Below are 17,457 nucleotides of genomic sequence, written 5' to 3'. Positions count from 1 at the left end.
CACGATTTAAGATGAGCAACCTCAGCGAACCGCCGGCCGCGCCGGTTGTGCCGACCGGCGGTTCGCTGGAGAAATTGCGTGAACACATCGGCGCCGCCGCCCGGATCGATCGGGCCGCGGCGCTCGATGCTTGGTTGACCGCGATCTTCCCGAGTCACCTGCCCGGCGTCAGCCTGCTGGCGGTCGGCGGGCTCGGCCGGCGGGACTGCGCTCCCTACAGCGACCTCGACCTGGTGCTGCTGCACAGCGGCACGGCCGGCATCGACCGGATCGCCTCGGCCCTGTGGTACCCGATCTGGGACGCGCGGCTCGGCCTCGACCACTCCGTGCGCACGCTGCCGGAGGCGCTGTCGGTCGCGCACGACGACGTCAAGGTCGCCCTCGGTCTGCTCGACGCCCGGCACGTGGCCGGCGACCCGGCCCTCTCCGGCGAGCTCATCGCGGCCTCCTCGGACCAGTGGCGGCGCACCGCCGTACGCCTCATGCCGCAGCTCAAAGAGATCACCACCAGCCGCTGGGCCAGCCATGGCGAGCTCGCCTTCCTGCTCGAGGGCGATCTCAAGGAGGCGGCCGGCGGCCTGCGCGACGTGACCATCCTGCGCGGCATCGGCCGGGCCGGGGTGGCCGACACCATGCGCCCCGCGGTCCGCGCTGCCGGCCTGCGCCTGCTCGACACCCGCGACGCCCTGCACCTCGCCGTCGGCCGCCGGGTCGACCGGCTGGTCGCCCAGGAACGCGGTGCGGTGGCCGAACTGCTCGAACTCGACGACGGCGACGCCCTGCTGCGCCGGGTGGCCGGGGACGCCCGCACCGTCGCGCACGCCGTCGACGACGCCTGGCGGGCCGCCGACCGGCTGCGGGCCGGCCGTCGGCGCGGTCAGATGCCCGGCTCACCCACCCGCCGTCCGGTCGCCCGGGACGTGGTCGAGCAGGACGGTGAGTTGGTGCTCGCCCGTACCGCCATCGGGCCGGTCCCGGACCCGGCCCTCTCGCTGCGGGTGGCGGCCGCGGCCGCCACCGTGCGGCTGCCGATCGCCCGCGCCACCAGCGAGTGGCTCGCCGCCTTCAGCCCGCCGCTGCCCAACCCCTGGCCGGCGGCCGCCCGCGCCGCCCTGGTCTCGCTGCTCGGCTCCGGTCCGGGCCTGCTGCCCACCTGGGAGACCTGCGACCGGTACGGGCTGATCGACGCCTGGCTGCCCGAGTGGGCTCGGATGCGCAGCCTCCCGCAGCACCACCCCGTGCACCGATTCACCCTCGACCGGCACCTGGTGCAGGCCGCCTACGAAGCCACCGCGTACGCCCGCGAGGTGGACCGCCCCGACCTGCTGCTGATCGGCGCGTTCGTGCACGACGTCGGCAAGGGGCTGGAGGGTGACCACAGCATCGTCGGCGCCCCGATCGCCGCCGAGATCGCCACCCGGATCGGCCTGCCGCCGGCCGACGTGGCCACCATCGAGAAGCTGGTGCGCCTGCACCTGCTGCTGCCGGACGTGGCCACCCGCCGCGATCTGAGCGACCCGGTGACGATCTCCAGTGTGGCCGAGAAGGTCGGCGACTCCGCCACTCTCGACCTGCTGCACGCGCTGGCCCGGGCCGACTCGCACGCCACCGGCCCGGCCGCCTGGTCGGACTGGAAGGGCCGGCTGATGGCCGAGCTGGTCAGCCGGGTGCACACCGCCCTGGACACCGGCGAACTGCCCGAACCGCCCGCCCCCGACCCGGAGCTGCTGGAGGGCGACCTGCCCGCCGTGCACCTGGACGGCGACCGGGTCGCGGTGGCCGCCGCCGACCGGCGTGGCCTGCTCGGCGCGGTCGCCGCCTGCCTGGCCATGCACCGGCTCGACGTGGTCGGTGCGAACGCGTCCACGGTCGACGGCCGGGCGATCGTCGAGTTCTTCACCCAGCCACGCTACGGCTCGCCGTACGACCCGGTGGCGCTCGCCGCCGACCTGCGCCGGGTCGCGGCCGGCGACGTGTCGGTCACCCAGCGGCTGCGGGCCCGGGCGATGAGTGCCCGCGGCGGCACCGCCGAACCGCGGGTGGTGTGGCAGCGGGACGTGGCCACCGACGCGGCCGTGCTGGAACTGCGCGCGGCCGACTCGGCCGGGCTGCTCTATCGGGTGGCAACCGCCCTCGACGAGGCCGGCGCCGAGGTTCGCGCGGCCCGCATCTCCACCCTCGGAGGTGACGTGGTGGACGCGTTCTACCTGGTCGGGCCGTGGAGTGAGCAGGCCGAGCGGGACCGGGTCACGGCGGCGGTGCTGGCCGCGGTCTGAGCCGCCGCGTCACTTCGATGGCCGTACCGACGTTTGGTGGGGCATGCGGGAGCCACATCCATCCGGTCTGCTCGATGATCACATCCGGGCGATCGGTCCTCGGCTACGGCTGGCGCTGACCGCCACCGCGTCGCGTAACCGGACCGTGGACTCCCGGCTGCTGATGGCGCGGGCCGCGCTCGGCGACTCGGGCACGCTGGACGACCTGCTCGCGGCGGCCCGCCGGGGCGACAAGCGCTGGCTGCGCCGCCGCCGGCGGAAGGCCGACCCGGGACTGGTGGCCGCGGTCGCCCAGATCATCGCGCTGCAGGAGCTGCTGCCGGGGGACCGGGAGGACGCGCTCGCGCTGTACGACCTGGTCCGGCGGGCGTACGGGGCGCGGTCGCTGTCTCCGGCCAACCAGGCGCTGCATGCCCAGCTGGCGCTCACCTACCAGGGCCCGGAGAAGGCACGCCGGCTGCTCGGCGGCTACCGGCGGATGAACCCGGCCACCCGGGACTCGCTGCGCCTGGACCTGATCAATCCGTACGTGTCGAACCGGCCGGTCGAGCCGTGGCTGCGCGGCTTCCAGGCGCAACTGCCCGCCCCGGGGCCGGTGGTCGGCGACGGCGAGGGCGTGCCGTTCGACCGGCTGGCGTCGGCGGCCGCCGAGCGGGTCGAGGCCGCGCATCGGGTGTCGGTGGTGGTGACCGCGTTCCGGCCCGATCGGGGGCTGCTCACCGCGGTCCGCTCGATCCTCGCGCAGAGCTGGGCCAACGTCGAGATCATCATCGTCGACGACGCGTCCCCGCCGGAGTACGACGAGGTGCTGCGGGCCGCGACCGCGCTCGGCGACCGGATCCGGCTGATCAAGCTGGCCGTCAACGCCGGCACCTACGCCGCCCGCAACGCCGGGCTGGACGCGGCCGGTGGCGAGTTCGCCGCGTTCCAGGACTCCGACGACTGGTCCCACCCGCGCCGGCTGGAACTGCAGGTCGCCCCGATGCTGGCGGACCGGCGGCTGGTCGCCACCACCTCGGACGGGCTGGCCGTCACCGACCAGCTGATGCTCACCCGGCCCGGGGTGCGCAGCGGCCGGTTCAACCCGTCGTCGCTGCTGATCCGCCGCACCGCGGTGCTCGCCCGGGTCGGCTACTTCGACCGGGTGCGCAAGGCCGCGGACAGCGAATACATCGGCCGGATCCAGGCCGCGTTCGGGCAGCGCCGGGTGCGGCACCTCGACTCGCTGCCGCTGGCACTGATCCGGCTGTCGGCCGGGTCACTGTCCCGTTCGGAGATCAAGCCGCACTGGATGCATCCGGCCCGGACCGCGTACAGCTCGGCCTACCTGCGCTATCACCAGCTGATCCTGGCCGGCGTGGCCTCGCCGATGCGGCCCGCGGACGGGTCCGGCCGGCTGCACGCGGCGCCCGCGCACCTGCTCGGTGCCGACCCCGAGCGGATTGCCGCGTACGACGTGCTGATGGTGGCCGACTGGCGGTTCCTGGAGAGCGCGCAGCGGACCGCGGTGGACGAGCTCGCCGCGCTGCGGGCGGCCGGTCTGCGGGTGGCGGTGCTGCACCTCGAGCAGGCCCGGGCGGTGCACCTCAAGCGGCAGCCGCTGTGCGCACCGATCCAGGACCTGATCAACGCCGGGGTGGTGGACCGGGTCGCGCTCGGCGACCGGGTCGAGGCGTCGCTGGTGCTGGTCCGGCAGGCCGCGGTGCTGCAGTTCGCCCCGGCGGAGAGCCGGATCGGCGGGGAACGGGTGGTCGTCGTGGCCGACCGTGCACCGCTGCGCGGCGACGGCTCCGATCATCGCTACCAGCCGGGCACCTGCGACGCGGCGGCCAGGCGGCTCTTCGGGGCCGACCCGGTGTGGGTTCCGCAGGATCCGGGGGTCCGGGCCGGCTTGCGTACGCATCACGCCGTGACCGTCGCCGACCGTGACTTCCCCACCGCGCTGGCCGCGCCCGGCTGGGTGGCCGACCGGACCGCCGCGGCCCCCGGCCCGGCGGTGGCCGGCACCGACCTCTGTGATGCGGCCGCCTGGCCGCCCGACCTCGCCGCCACCCTCGCGGTGTGCCGCCGGCTGCCGGACGCCGACGTGCGGGTCCGGCTGCCCGACCGGCCCCGCACCGAGCCGGAGATCCCGTTGCCGCGCACCTGGCTCGGTTACGAGGCCGCCGACCTCGGTCCCCGGCCGTTCCTCCACCAACTCGACTTCTACCTGCACTTCCCGCCGGCCGAGAGCGCCGAGTGGTACTCCCGCCCGGCCCTGGAGGCGGCGGCGATGGGCTGCGTCGTGGTGATGCCGGAGCGCTACGCGGGTCTGTACGGCGACGCCGCCGTGTACTGCGGCCGGTCCGAGGTAGGCCCGCTGATCGACCGCTACCGGGCCGACCCGGCGCTGTACGCCGAGCAGAGCCGCCGGGCCCGCGAGGTGGTCGCCCGGGCCCACGACCCGGCCCTGCTCGTCGAACGGATCATGGACCTGCTTCCCGTAACGGCCGCTACGACGGCCGCGTTACCGATGATGTGAAAGCGAAGCTGAAGAGGCTGGTCAAGGCGCTGCTCGGCCTGTCGTCCCGCCAGGTCGCGGGTCTGGTGGTCATCGTGACGGTCGCGGCCGGCGTGGCCGTCGCCTCGGCCGCCGGCCGGGCCGCCCTCGCCACCAGCCTGGTCGCCCTGCTGCTGGTGGCCGTGACGGCCGGGGTGCTGCACCTGTCCCGGCGGATCGGCGGGGTCAACCGCGCCACCCAGGACGCCGTCCGTGACCTGCGGATCGTGGTCGAGCAGTTGCAGCGCCGGGTGATCGCCTCGGTGGAGAAGGAACGTCTCGCGGCCGGCGACCGGCACCAGGAACTGACCGAGGCGCTGGCCCGCAACGAGCGGCTCACCGGGCGCGGCGCCGAACTCCTGCTGCGCGAGCAGAACCAGGAGATCGAGGCGCTGTTCCAACTGTTCCGGCAGGTCACGCCGCGGGCGCCGATGCCCGCCGGTGGTGCGCTCAACCCCACCGACCTGCTCGGCCTGATCACCATCGCGGCCGGCCGGCCACCCGGGCTGACCGTGGTGCTGGGCGGCGGACCGGCGACGATCTGGCTCGGGTACGCGCTGGAGGCCACCGGCGGCCGGCTGGTCGCGGTCGACCACGACCGCAAGCGGGCCGAGGCGACCCGGCAGCTGCTGGCCGAGCACGGTCTCACCGGGGTCGAGGTGCGGCACGCGATGGCGGCCGAGCTGACCGTCGACGGCCGGAACGTGGACTGGTACGACGTCGACGCGCTCGACGGCCTCACCGACATCGACCTGCTGGTGGTGGACGGCACGTCCGCGCCCGGCACCGAGGCGGTCGCGCCGGCCCTGCACGTGCTGGGCCGCCGGTTGGCCGACTCGGGGGCCGTGGTGGTCGACGAGGTGCCCGGCCGGGTCGCGCCGCGGCAGGGCGGGTTCGGGCTGACCGAGCAGCGCCGGCTGTCCGGCCGCTGGACGACGCTGGCCCAGCCGCAGGCTCCGACGCCAGCCGTGAAGTAAACGCGACCCCGCCGCGGGGGACGGCGGGGTCGCGGGTCGCGGGAGACAGGGGAAGCTCCCGCGGCCAGCCGGTCGGGGAACCGGCTGCTCTGTGTCTTACGCCTGGAAGAATCGGTCGCCGGACCGCCCGCTTTACCCGCGCGTCGGGTGCCCTTGGGTTGCCAACAGGGCGGCCCGCTCCGCGTACAGGTCGTGGCCGTGGTGCCGGCGTACGTACTCCGGCCCTCGGGCCGCCTGGGCGACCAGCGCCGGCCGGTTCTCGTGCAGCGCCCGGACCGTCTCCGGCACCTCCTCCGGTTCGCAGTACACGGCCGCGTCGCCGAACGTGGCCGCGTACCGGGAGGGGAGCAGCACCACGCAGCCTGCCGCCAGCGCGGCGAGCAGGTCGGGGTCGGGGTCGGCCGGCGCTTCCGGCCGGGGCAGGTGCAGGTAGAAGTCGACCTGGTAGAGGAAGTTGCGCACGCTGACCTCCTCGCGGTCGTAGACCAGCCAGGCGCGCGGGGTGCCGAACCGGCCGAAGGCCCGTCCGGCCGAACCGTCGTCGTCGAGCAGCCGCACGTCGACCCGGGCCGAGTCGGGCAGCTCGGCGCGCAGCCGCTGCCATTCGGCCCGGCCGCCCCGGCAGCGGCGGCCCACCACCGGCCGGTCGGCGCGCGGCCCGCGGCGGTCCAGCCGCCAGCGGCCGGCGTCCACGGTCCCGGGCAGGTCGACGGTGGTGAGCAGGTCACCGGGTGCGCCCGCGGCCAGCGGATCCTCGGCGAGCGCGGCGGTGAGCAGCCGGCGGCCGTCCGGCCCGGCCGGCGCCCAGAGCGGCCGGCGGCCGAACAGCCGGCGGCCCGCGGCCGCCGCCGAGCGGGAGATGGTGGCCGATTCGATCACCACGCACTGGGCGCGGATGCCGCCGGGCAGGTCGGGGGCGTGCTGCAGGACCCGGGCCGAGCGGGCCACGACGAGCCGGGTGCGGACGTCGTCGGTGAGCTCGACCTGGGTCAGATCACCCGAGTTGATCAGGTCCTGGACCGCCGGGTCGAGGTTGCGCGGCCCGCCGCGCAGGTTGGCCAGTTCGTCCAGGTGCAGCAGGGCGCCGCGCAGACCGCGCTTGGTCAGCGCGCGCAGCTGCCCGATCCCGGCCGTTCCGGCGCCGCCGGCGGTGGTCCAGTCGCCGGCCAGCAGCACGTCGTAGGCGCGGGCGCCGGTCTCGCCGCGGATCCGGCGGGGGGCCGCGAACGCGCGCGGTTCCCGGGGCGCGGCGGTCCCGGCCTTGATCCGCTGATGCCAGGCCTGGAACGCGGAGAGGTAGGAGCGGCGGGCCGGGTGCATCCAGCCGACCCGGTAGTCGGCGCTGGACAGCGAGTCGGTGCTGAGCCGGATCAAGGCCAGCGGCGGACCGCCGAGGTGCTGGGTGGCGGCCCGGCCGAAGACGGCCCGGGCCCGTTCGACGTACTCGGCGTCGGCGCCCTTGCGCACCGGGTCGAGGTAGCCGACCTGATCGACCGCCGCCTGCCGGCGGAACATCAAGGACGAGAGGTTGTACGACCGGGTCGGCTCGACGCCGGGCCGGGTGAGCAGCAGATCCGGGGTGGCCCGCATCCCGGTCGAGGTGGTGGAGAAGACCGCCTCGTCGGCGAGCAGCGGGGCCACCTGTTTCTCCAGGCGCGTCGGGTGCGACCAGTCATCCGAATCCTGAAATGTCACGAAGTCGCCGGTCGCGGCGTCGAGGCCGGCGTTGCGGGCCACGTACGTGCCGCCGTTGCTGACCATCCGGATCACCCGGATCCGCGGGTCGATCGCGCCGGCCGCCCGCAGCACCGGATCGAACTCGTGCGGCGAGCCGTCGTCGATCACCAGGATCTCGTGGTTGGTCCAGGTTTGCGCGACCAGCGAGCGGACCGCGGTGAGCAGCGCCTGGTCGGGCCGCCAGGTGGTGACGATGGTGGTGATCCGCCGGGCGTGACCGGTCCGCTGGGCGGCTCCGGTGACCAGCCGGTCGAAGGCCGCGCCGGGCCCGTCGCCGACCCATACCCGAGGGTGCGGCAGCAGGGCGGCGAAGCCGTCCGCCCAGCCGGAGCCGTTGCCGCCGGTGTGCGGATTGGCGAGGTCGAGGGCGACCGCGGTGCGGATCGGCTCGGCGACGTCCGGGTACTCCGCGAGCAGCGCGGCCACCAGGCTGCGATCGCCGGCCACGCAGGCGAGCTGCACGTGCAGGCCCTGGTGCTCCGGCGCGATGGTGCCGGCCCGGCGCAGCCGGGCCAGGAGGGCGAGGGCTCCGGCCTGGTCATCGGGGCGCAGATCCTGCAGCGCCATCACCCGGGCCAGCTCACCGGCCAGCCATGGATCGACCGGGCTGGTCTCGCCCGTGACCAGCGCCTCGGCCGAGGGCGCACCGGCCGCGCGAGCGAGCGGTCCGCGAGCGGCGACCGAGTGGGCCTGCAGAGCCGCGACGGCGAGCGGATCCGGTCCGGATCTCATCGGCGTTCTCCTTCCATCCGGAGTTCTTAACGAGCCAACGCCTCAGGTGAATTGTCCGTATCGCCCGCTTAGTTCCGGTCGTTTGAACCACCGTGACCTTGTACGACGTCGCCATCCTGTCCGATTTGCGGTACCCGGGCGGCAATTCGGCGAGCATCGTCGCCGAGGTGCGCGCCCAGGCCGCGGCCGGGCTGTCCACGGTGCTCATCCACGTGCCGTCACCGCACCTGCGGCACGCCCGCCCGTTCCAGTCCCGGATCGTCGACTGCCTGCGCGACGGCCTCGCCGACCTGGCGCACGACGACGGCACCGAGGTGACCGCGCGGGTGCTGCTGATCCGCCAGCCCCGGATCTTCACCGCCGAGCCCGCGGTGGTGCCGAAGGTCAAGGCCGGGCACACCATCGTGGTGCTCAACCAGCCACCCGGCGACGAGTCGCACGACCAGCGCTACTACGTCTTCGACGAGGTGCGCGAGCGGGTCACCCGGCTGTTCGGCGACGGCATCGTCTGGGCCCCGATCAGTCCACAGGTGCGCGAGAACGTGCAGCAGGTGGCCCCCCGCGCCGCGCTGCCGGACACGGACTGGCACGAGATCATCGACATCGACGACTGGGTCGCCGCCGACCGCACGCCGGGCGGCGTCCCGGTCATCGGCCGGCACGGCCGGCCGGACGCGGTGAAATGGCCGCGCGAGGCGGGTGAGCTGCTGCAGGCTTACCCGGACTCGGCGGAGGTCAAGGTCCGGATCCTCGGCGGCGGCGAGATCGGCGTACGCCGTCTCGGCCGCCGACCGGACAACTGGGACGTCGTGGAATTCGGCGCCGAGTCGCCGCAGGACTTCCTGGCCGGCCTCGACTTCTTCGTCTACTTCCACGACCCGGACTGGAAAGAGGCGTTCGGCCGCACCATCCTCGAAGCCATGGCCAGCGGGGTGCCGGTCATCGTCGGCCCGCACTTCCGGGCCATCTTCGGCGACGCCGCCCTCTACACCGACCCGGCCGGGGTCCGCGACCTGGTGCGCCGGTTGCACGCCGACCGGGCCGCCTACCAGGCCCAGGTGGAGCGGGCCCGGCGCTACGTCACCGAGCAGTTCGGCAGCGCCTCGCACATCGCCCGGCTCGCCTCGCTCGGCGTGATGCCCCGGGCCGGACGCCGCCGCCCCCGCCCGCCGGTGCGGCCAACCCGGCCGAACCGCCGGGTGCTGCTGGTCGGCGACGACGTGGCCCGCTTCCGCGCCATCGCCCGGCGGATGCCGGCCGGATTCGAGGCGGTCGTGGTGGCCGGCTCGGCCGGCCTGGCCGACGCGCACGCGGCCGGCCTGCTCACCGAGTACCTTCCCGGCGCCGCCGAACTGGGTGCCCCGCCGGCCCGCTGGAACGACTTCGCCCGCGACCGCCTCGGCCACCTCGTCGAGCTCTACCGGCCGCGCGCGGTGCTGGTCGGTGGCCTGCCGCACGACGGGATCGTGGCCGCCGTCGAGGAACATCCGCTGCCGCGCTGGCTGTGGCTGCGCCCGGCGATGTGGCGGCGCGGCACCGGCGGCGAGTGGGCGGCGCGCGGCGCGGCCTTCGCCGGCATCCTCGAGCCGGGCGAGTTCGCGGCGGCCGGCGACGAGGGCTGGACCACCACCGCCCGGGCCGGGGTCTCCACCGTGGACCCGATCACCGGACTGCCCGGCCGGGTGGTCCGCCGGGAGGGCGACCACACCATCCTCTGCCGGGGCGTGGAGGCCGCGCTGCCCGGCTTCCGGGCGGTCGAGGCCGGCCCCGCCGAACTGGGCGAGGTCACGCTGGCCGTGTCCCGGGCCGACTACCTGAACTTCCACGAACTGATCGGCGCCCGGGTGCCGACCGTCTTCGTGCCCGACCCGGACGCCTGCGACGACGAACTGGCCCGAGCCCGGTTCGCGGCGGCGGCCGGGGTCGCCCTGTGCGCCACCGACGACGAGGCGGCCGCGATCGCGCTGGAGAAACTCGCCGACCCCGCGGTGCGGGAGGCGCTCAGCCGCCGCTGCGCCGACCTGGCCTTCGGCAACGGCGCCGGCGACGCCGCCGACTGGCTTGCCGCGCACTGCCGGGAGGTGCACCGTGCCGGACGCTGATGACCTGTCGCTGGCCCGCTGGGAGGTGGCCACGCTGACCGGGCGGCTGCGCTCGGTCGAAGCGGAACGGGACGCCGCGATGCGCGAGCGGGACCGCACCCAGGACCTGGTGGCGGAGCTGCGGCGCAGCCGCTCCTACCGGATCGGCCGGGTGCTCGGCGACCTGGCCGACGATCCGATGCGTACGGCCCGTCGCCTCCTGCGGCGCCGGCCCGCCCACCCGCCTCGCCGCAAGCCCGCCCCCGGCCCGGTGCCGGCCCGCGTCTACGTGGCCGTCGGGCTGGACCGGGACGCCTCGCACGCCCTGGTCCGGGCACTGCGGCAGCGAATCCTGGTGGACGGCGACCACCGCCCGGTGGTGGTCACCGACCAGCCGGCGCTGCGCGGACTCGGAGTGCCCGGCGTGATCGTGGAATACCTGCCCGACCCGGCCACCTGGTCGCGACACGAGACCGGCGACTGGGAGAGCCTGCTGGCCGGCCGCGTCGCCCAGCTCTGCCGAGACCACCGAGCCGCCCGAACCGTCGTCGTCGACCCCCGCGACCCACCCACCCTGGCCCGTCTCCTCGAGCCATCGCGTTACTGAGCCGATCGTGGGCTCGTTGGCACCTTCGTGACGTCCGTGCTGGAAGCTGAGGCCCCCCGGGTCGCGATGCGTTTTGTCGTTGAAGGGCCGCCGGTCGGTGCTCTCTGGCGGCGGGCGATGCTGCGGGCGGCCCTCGCCCCGCTGGTGGTGCTGGCGCCGCTGGTGGCGATGGCACCCACCGCCGATCACCGGTTCAACATCTACTGGCATGGTGCTCTGTTCCGGGACCACCCGCTGCGGATCGTGCCGCACACGCTCGACTCGATGCCGAGCTATCTGCGTATGGGTAACTTCCGGCCGCTCGGGCGGATGGTGGAGAAAACCCTCGACCTGATCGCGTACGTCCTCGGTGATGTTCTCGGGGTACCCGGCAACATCGCGTTCCGGCTGGTGTCGTTCGTGGCCGCGGCCCTGCTCGGGGTGGTGGCGATGCTGCTGGCGGAGAGCGTCGTGGCGCGCGGCCGGATGTTTCGGCGGCCGCCGTCCACGCTGGCCGCCGTGGTGCCGTTCGCGGTGGCCGGCGGCCTGGTCGCGGCCGGGCGGGCCAGCCCGGTGATTCTGTTCGCCGGGCTCTATCTCACCTCGGCCGCGCTGGTGCTGGCGGTGCCGGCGATGCTGTGCCGGATCCACCCGCAGCGGCCGATCCGGCTCTGGTGGATTCTTCCGCTGATCGTCGCGGGCGCCGCCCTGGCCTCCTTCAACGAGGTCGCCTACCTGGCGTTGCCGCTGGCCACCGTCGCGCTGCTCGCGCGCGGCCGGTGGGTGCTCGAACTGACCGGCCGCAAGTTCTGGTTTGCGGCGCCGATGCGCGTACTCGGGCTGCTCTGGCTGGGTTTTCTGCCGGTGTTCCTGGCCGTCCGGGGGATCATCAACCACTACTGCTCGATCCGGGACTGCTACACGGGCTCGGACGTGTCGGCCGGGCCCGAGGTGTTCGCGGCCCTGCCGAGCCGGGCGCTGGGCTGGTTCCCGCCGCTGATGTGGCCGGACGCCACCGCCGGTGGCGGTCATCGGCCCTGGCTGGCCGGGGTGGTGCTGGTCGCCGCCGGGCTCGCGCTCGGGCTGCTGGCGTTCTCCGCGATCCGCGACCTGGGCCGGCTGTCCGTCGTGGACCGGCCGGCCGGCGCGGTGCTGCTGCTGGTCGCGGGCACCGCCGTGCTGCTCGGCGCCACCATGGGCGCGCTGAACGGGGAGATCCAGCGGGTGGCTGCGAAGGGCGACTGGGGGATGGGCTGGCGCGACTCGGCCGTCACCATGCCGGCCGGTGCGGTGCTGCTCGCGGCGCTCGGGCACCTGATCCGGCCCGGCCGCCGGGTGCTGATCGCCGGGCTGATCCTGCTGTTCGCGGCGAGCGCGACCGTGTCGGCCACCGCTAACAAGCGGTTCCGGGACGCCGTGATGGCCAGCCCGGCCGCCCGGCTCGACAATCGGCTGGCCGAGGCCGTGGCCGACTTCGACCCGACGCCCGAGGGGCAGGCCCGGCGCTGTGCCTTGCGCGCCGAGTTCTTCACGATGTTCGCCGACGCACCGTTCTCGCAGTACCGGTTCGACCAGTCGTTCGACGTCGCCGCCGAACAGCGGGCCGGCGTTCCGTTCTGCCCGCATCCCACGTCCACACCCGGAGGAAAATAATGGGTCTTCAGTCCGATCAAGGGCGGCGGCGGGGCGGTCGGACGGGGGAACGGCTCCGGAAGATCACTCGCCGCCAAGCTGCCCTGCTGGCCGTCGCGGGCGTGCTCTGCGCGGCCATCGGCGGCAGTGCGCTCACCGGGCACCTCGAGCTGGCGCTGGCCGTGCTCGGTGTGGTGCTGGCCGGGCTCGCCGCCGGGCTGCTGCTGGTCCTGCACCGGCTGGCCGTGCTCGGCCGCGAGCAGCGCAAGGCCCAGCGGGAGCAGCGGGCCGTGCTCGACCAGACCCAGCGCCGGGTGCTCGGGGCGGTCGAGCAGATGCTGCTCACCGCCGGCGACCGGCACCGGGAACTGACCGAGCTGCTCGCCACCCAGCAGAAGGCGGCCGCGAACGGCACCGACCGGCTGCTGCGCGCCCAGACCGGCGAGGTGGAGGCGCTGGTGCAGCTGTTCCAGGGCTTCGCGCCGCGGGCGCCGATGCCGTCCTCGGGCGGGTTCGCGCTCAACCCCACCGACCTGCTCGATCTGCTGCACCTGATCCACACCCGGCAGCCGCGCCTGGTGCTGGAGCTGGGCAGCGGCACCTCGACGGTGTGGATCGCGTACGCGCTGGAGCGGGCCGGCGGCCGGCTCGTCTCGCTCGACCACGACCCGGGTTACGCCGAGAAGACCCGGATCGCGCTGGCCGCGCACGGCCTCACCGAGGTGGCCGAGGTGCGCGACGCCCCGCTGCGCCCGGTCGTCGTCGACGGCCGCACCTTCCCCTGGTACGACACCGAGTCGGTGGCCGATCTACGCGAGGTGGACCTGTTGCTGATCGACGGGCCGCCGGAGAAGACCGGCAAGGACGCCCGTTACCCGGCCATGCGGGTGCTCGAGGACCGGCTGGCCGACACGGCCACCGTGGTCTTCGACGACGCCCACCGCCAGGACGAGGCGGAGGCGCTGCGCAAGTGGGTGGAAACGATCGAGGGCCTCACCGAGGAAGGTGAGGCCCGGGGACGGCACGCCGTGCTGGCGTACCGCCGGATCGTGCGTCAGCTGACGCCGGTGGAGTAGGTCAGTAACCGAAGTCCTGGGTGTAGTACGGGGTGCCGTTGGCCGCGTACACCGCGCCCACGCCGACCCGGGTCGACTTGCAGTTGAGGATGTTGGTGCGGTGGCCCGGGCTGTTCATCCAGCCCGTGACGACCTCGGCGGCGCTGCGGTAGCCGTACGCGATGTTCTCGGCCGACGGCTTCGAGTAACCCGCGGTCTTGATGCGGTAGTCGAAGGTCGAGCTGCCCCGGCCGGTGTGGCTGAACTTGCCGGTCTGGGCCATGTAGGCGCTGTGCGCCCGGGCCGCGGTGAGCAGGTGGCCGTCGACCGTGAGGGCCTTGCAGCCGTGCGCGGCGCGCTGCTGGTTGATCAGGGTGTTGATGCCGTTCTGGAGGTTCACCACGCTGGTCGGCGCGGCTTCGGCCGGTGCGGCGGCGAGCAGGACCATGCCGAGCAGGGTGGCGGGGATCATCGCGATCAGGGCCAGACGCTTGGTGATGGAGCGCATCGAGTGGAACTGCCTTTCGCCGTGTGGGCCCGGTTGCCTACCGCCGGGTTCACCGACATAGTTCGGCGCTGTTCCAGGGCCGATGAAGCCTCGGCGGTTGCCTTGCCGGGGCGCCTGGGTTGCCGCCCGGTTGACGGTTGCCGTCACGGTGCGTACCGGTCTCTCGTTGGGTTTCCGGGACACTGCGCCGACCTGAGGGAGACCAGAAAGTGCCCGAGACCGTCTACGACGTGGCGATCCTGTCGGACTTTCGTTATCCCGGCGGCACCTCGGCCAGCATCGCCGCGGAGGTGCACGCGCAGGCCGAGGCCGCGCTCTCCACCGTTCTCGTGCACGTGCCGTCCCCGCATCAGCCGCGCGCGCTGCCGTTCAGCCCGCGGATCAGCGAGCTGCTCCGCGACGGCGTGGCCACTCTGGCCCGGGCCGACGAGCCGGTGCGCTGCAAGCTCCTGCTGGTGCGCCAGCCGCGGATCTTCACCGAGGACCTGGCCGCCGTGCCGCGGGTCGAGGCGGACCGCACGGTCATGGTGATCAACCAGGCGCCCGGCGACGTCGGCAACCCCTTCCGCTACTACGACTTCGCCGCGGTCCGCGACCGGGTGCACCGTTACTTCGGCGACCACGTGGAGTGGGCGCCGATCAGTTCGCAGGTTCGCGACCAGGTGCGCCAGGTCGTCCCGGACGCCCGGCTCGCACCGGCCGACTGGCACGAGATCATCGACGTGGCGCACTGGTGGCGGGACCGGGACGGGTTCGTCGGCGACGTGCCGGTGATCGGCCGGCACGGCCGCGGTGACCCGGTGAAGTGGCCGCTCGACCCGGAGGAGATCCGGCAGGCCTACCCGGAGGGCGACGACGTCCGGGTGCGGATCCTCGGCGGCGGGGAGATCGCCGTGCAGCGACTCGGGGCCAAGCCGGAGAACTGGGACGTGGTCCGGTTCGGGGCCGAGGAGCCCGAGGAGTTCCTGCGCACCATCGACTTCTTCGTCTACTTCCACGACCCCGACCTGGTCGAGGCGTTCGGCCGGACCATCCTCGAGGCGATGGCCAGCGGCGTCCCGGTGATCATCGGCGAGCATTTCCGGCCGACGTTCGACGACGCCGCGCTCTACGGCACGCCGGCCGACGTGCGGCGGCTGGTCGCCGAGCTCTACTCGAATCCGGCCCGGTACCGCGCGGTGGTGAGCCGGGCCCGCGAGTTCGCCGAGCACCGGTACGGCCACCAGTCGCACCTGGCGAGGCTGGCCGACTTCGGCATCCGGTCCCGGCTGGCGCCGGCGAAACCGGTCACGACCGGACCCAAGGCCGAGACCAAGCGCGTCCTCATGGTCAGCGACAACGGCGCCGGAATGGGACATCTCTCCCGGCTGATGGCGATCGCCCGCCGGTTGCCGGCCGAGGTGGAAACGGTCATCGCCACCCAGTCGTACGCCGCCTCGGTCGCCCACCAGGAGGGCTTCCTCACCGAGTACATCCCGTCCCGCAAGGTGCTCGACGCGGCCAAGCCGCGCTGGACCGCGATCCTGCGCGCCCGCCTCGACCACCTGATCGAGCTGCACGAGCCGTCCGTGGTGGCGGTCGACTGCCTGCCGCACCCCGGCATCGTCGAGGCGGTCCGCGAACACCCCGAGCTCACCTGGGTGTGGGTGCGCCGGGCCATGTGGCAGCGCGGGGTCGGCGCCGACTGGATCACCGAGGGCAAGGTCTTCGACCACGTGCTGGAGCCGGGCGAGTTCGCCGCGGTGGCCGACGAGGGGCCGACGGTCGCCGACCGGGCCCGCGCGTTCCAGGTCGAGCCGATCAGCTTCCTCGACGAGAGCGAACTGCTCGACCGGGACACCGCGAGGAACGAGCTGGACCTCGACGACCGGCCGGCCGTGCTGCTGCAGCTCGGCGCCGGGAACATCAACGACATCTCGTCGCCGATCGCCCGAATCTGCCAGCACCTGACCGGCCACGGCTTCCAGCTGGTGCTGGCCGAGTCGACGATCGCGACCCGGCCGATGCCCAAGGTGCCGGGGGCCAAGGTCGTCCGGATCTACCCCGTGAGTCGCTACCTGCGGGCGTTCGACCTCGCGATCAGCGCGACCGGCTACAACTCGTTCCACGAGCAGATCGCCTTCGCCGTCCCCACGGTGTTCCTGCCGAACACCTCGACCCGGCTCGACGACCAGGTCGGGCGGGCCCGGTTCGCGGCCGCCACCGGGGTCGCGCTGGTGGTCGAGGACCCGGCGTCGGGCGAGTTGGAACAGGTATTGGACCAGGCCGTGCGGCCGGAGGTGCGGGCCGGGCTGGCGAACCGCTGCCGCGAACTGAGCTTCGGAAACGGCGGTGCCGCGGCGGCGAAGTGGCTGAGCGAGCTGCCGTCGAACACGTGGAGGATGGCGTGAAGGTGACCCTGGACGCTCCGGAGCGGGCCCGCTGGGAGCTGGCCGCGATGGCCGGCCGCTTGCGCTCGCTCGAGGTGCGGCTGGCCGAGGAGCAGGCGAACGGCGAGGAGATGCGGCGCGAGCGCGACCGCGAGCGCCGCCGCCTGGAACGGTTGCGGCGCAGCGAGTCCTATCGGCTCGGATTCGGGCTGGTCTCGCTGGTCAAGGACCCGGTGCACACGGTGCCCCGGATCGGCCGGGCGGTGCTGCGCCGGTTGCGCGGCCGCCGGCCGGCCGGGGACGCCGAGGTCCGCCGGGCGCCGACCGCCGCCCAGCGCCCGCCCGTCCACCTGTACGTGGCGATCGGGCTGGACATCGCGGCGGTGCGCGAGTTCGTGCTGACCCTGCAGCAGCGGTTGCTGGTCAGCCCGGACCACCGGCCGGTGGTGGTGACCGACTGCCCGTCCTTCGCGCTGCTGCGCGACCTGGGCGTGCTGCTGGAGTACCTGCCGGACCGGGCCACCTGGGAGAAGCACCGCCCGGACCGGCCGTGGGACGACGTGCTGGCCCAGCGCCTGTCCCGCCTCTACCGCGACCACGACACGGCCCGGACCATCATCGTGGACCGGGCCGCGCCGCCGACCCTGGCCGACCTGCTCCGCTAGAGATCTTTTCGGGGTCTCACCAATCCCGAAGGAACGGGACCCCGGCCCAGGCTGCCTCGAAACGGAGGGCGGGACGCTTTCGCGGCGAAAGATCAAACCTTTGCCGTACGCGCCGACTCACTCCCGTGGCACGCGGTCCCGGCAGGTGCAACTCACCCTCCGCGCGCCCGCTGCGGGCGGGCCCGGCCCAAGCTCGCAACCCCGACCCGCCCACCGGCCCGCCGGCGCGAACAGTCCCGGGCGGCAGCCGGAGGCTCCCGCGGCCGGACGCGATCTCGAGGACTTAGCGTGCGGACAGAG

11 protein-coding genes are annotated in these 17,457 nt (G+C 74.0%); 9 read left to right on the top strand and 2 right to left on the bottom strand.

Annotated elements, in window-relative coordinates; translation table 11 throughout:
- The first annotated feature begins 11 nt into the window (after positions 1–11).
- The 3 genes from Ato02nite_RS34600 to Ato02nite_RS34590 are packed head-to-tail and all read left to right on the top strand — an operon-like array spanning position 12 to position 5,792.
- A complete protein-coding gene (locus tag Ato02nite_RS34600) occupies positions 12–2,276 on the top strand; it encodes a [protein-PII] uridylyltransferase (RefSeq protein ID WP_213010895.1) in 2,265 nt (754 codons plus the stop codon).
- A 43-nt stretch (positions 2,277–2,319) separates the two neighbouring features.
- A complete protein-coding gene (locus tag Ato02nite_RS34595) occupies positions 2,320–4,797 on the top strand; it encodes a glycosyltransferase (RefSeq protein WP_213010894.1) in 2,478 nt (825 codons plus the stop codon).
- Complete coding sequence (locus Ato02nite_RS34590) at positions 4,794–5,792, top strand: class I SAM-dependent methyltransferase (RefSeq protein WP_213010893.1); 999 nt, start codon at positions 4,794–4,796, stop codon at positions 5,790–5,792. Before Ato02nite_RS34595 ends, Ato02nite_RS34590 begins: the two co-directional genes overlap by 4 nt.
- Positions 5,793–5,924: 132 nt before the next feature.
- Here the strand turns inward: Ato02nite_RS34590 and Ato02nite_RS34585 are convergent, their stop codons facing one another.
- On the bottom strand, positions 5,925–8,261 hold the full coding sequence (locus Ato02nite_RS34585) for a glycosyltransferase family A protein (RefSeq protein WP_213010892.1): 2,337 nt from the start codon (positions 8,259–8,261) through the stop codon (positions 5,925–5,927).
- Positions 8,262–8,353: 92 nt separating this feature from the next.
- Here Ato02nite_RS34585 and Ato02nite_RS34580 point away from each other — a divergent pair, with 92 nt between their 5' ends.
- The 4 genes from Ato02nite_RS34580 to Ato02nite_RS34565 are packed head-to-tail and all read left to right on the top strand — an operon-like array spanning position 8,354 to position 13,636.
- Complete coding sequence (locus tag Ato02nite_RS34580) at positions 8,354–10,363, top strand: glycosyltransferase (RefSeq protein ID WP_213010891.1); 2,010 nt, start codon at positions 8,354–8,356, stop codon at positions 10,361–10,363.
- Positions 10,350–10,949 carry a hypothetical protein gene (locus tag Ato02nite_RS34575; protein WP_213010890.1) on the top strand — a complete coding sequence of 200 codons (600 nt, stop codon included), beginning with the start codon at positions 10,350–10,352 and terminating at the stop codon, positions 10,947–10,949. Before Ato02nite_RS34580 ends, Ato02nite_RS34575 begins: the two co-directional genes overlap by 14 nt.
- Before the next feature lie 36 nt (positions 10,950–10,985).
- Positions 10,986–12,581: a hypothetical protein gene (locus tag Ato02nite_RS34570; RefSeq protein WP_213010889.1), complete on the top strand. Its 1,596-nt coding sequence runs from the start codon at positions 10,986–10,988 to the stop codon at positions 12,579–12,581.
- A complete protein-coding gene (locus tag Ato02nite_RS34565; protein WP_213010888.1) occupies positions 12,581–13,636 on the top strand; it encodes a class I SAM-dependent methyltransferase in 1,056 nt (351 codons plus the stop codon). The genes Ato02nite_RS34570 and Ato02nite_RS34565 overlap by 1 nt, the downstream gene beginning before the upstream one ends.
- A 1-nt stretch (position 13,637) precedes the next feature.
- On the opposite strand, the gene Ato02nite_RS34560 is transcribed toward Ato02nite_RS34565, so the two are convergent.
- Positions 13,638–14,123 (bottom strand): CAP domain-containing protein, encoded by a 486-nt coding sequence (locus Ato02nite_RS34560; protein ID WP_213010887.1) that lies wholly within the window; start codon positions 14,121–14,123, stop codon positions 13,638–13,640.
- Between the two features lie 209 nt (positions 14,124–14,332).
- On the opposite strand from Ato02nite_RS34560, the gene Ato02nite_RS52665 reads away from it, so the two are divergent.
- Together Ato02nite_RS52665 and Ato02nite_RS34550 are read left to right on the top strand one after the other, a co-directional pair.
- Positions 14,333–16,513, top strand: a complete 2,181-nt coding sequence (locus Ato02nite_RS52665) for a glycosyltransferase (protein ID WP_213010886.1) — start codon at positions 14,333–14,335, stop codon at positions 16,511–16,513.
- Positions 16,510–17,157 carry a hypothetical protein gene (locus tag Ato02nite_RS34550; protein ID WP_246607818.1) on the top strand — a complete coding sequence of 216 codons (648 nt, stop codon included), beginning with the start codon at positions 16,510–16,512 and terminating at the stop codon, positions 17,155–17,157. Before Ato02nite_RS52665 ends, Ato02nite_RS34550 begins: the two co-directional genes overlap by 4 nt.
- Positions 17,158–17,457: the final 300 nt, after the last annotated feature.

Source organism: Paractinoplanes toevensis, from assembly GCF_018332695.1.
Taxonomy (GTDB): Bacteria; Actinomycetota; Actinomycetes; order Mycobacteriales; family Micromonosporaceae; genus Actinoplanes; species Actinoplanes toevensis.
The sequence above is the reverse complement of the archived record's forward strand: the minus strand, read 5'-3'. Positions and strand labels throughout refer to the sequence as shown.

Bases quoted from the DNA above. Each gene is read 5' to 3' on its own strand.
- Ato02nite_RS34600 (WP_213010895.1), top strand. From the start codon at position 12: ATGAGCAACCTCAGCGAACCGCCGGCCGCGCCGGTTGTGCCGACCGGC.
- Ato02nite_RS34565 (WP_213010888.1), top strand. From the start codon at position 12,581: ATGGGTCTTCAGTCCGATCAAGGGCGGCGGCGGGGCGGTCGGACGGGG.
- Ato02nite_RS34560 (WP_213010887.1), bottom strand. From the start codon at position 14,123: ATGCGCTCCATCACCAAGCGTCTGGCCCTGATCGCGATGATCCCCGCC.
- Ato02nite_RS34595 (WP_213010894.1), top strand. From the start codon at position 2,320: ATGCGGGAGCCACATCCATCCGGTCTGCTCGATGATCACATCCGGGCG.
- Ato02nite_RS34585 (WP_213010892.1), bottom strand. From the start codon at position 8,261: ATGAGATCCGGACCGGATCCGCTCGCCGTCGCGGCTCTGCAGGCCCAC.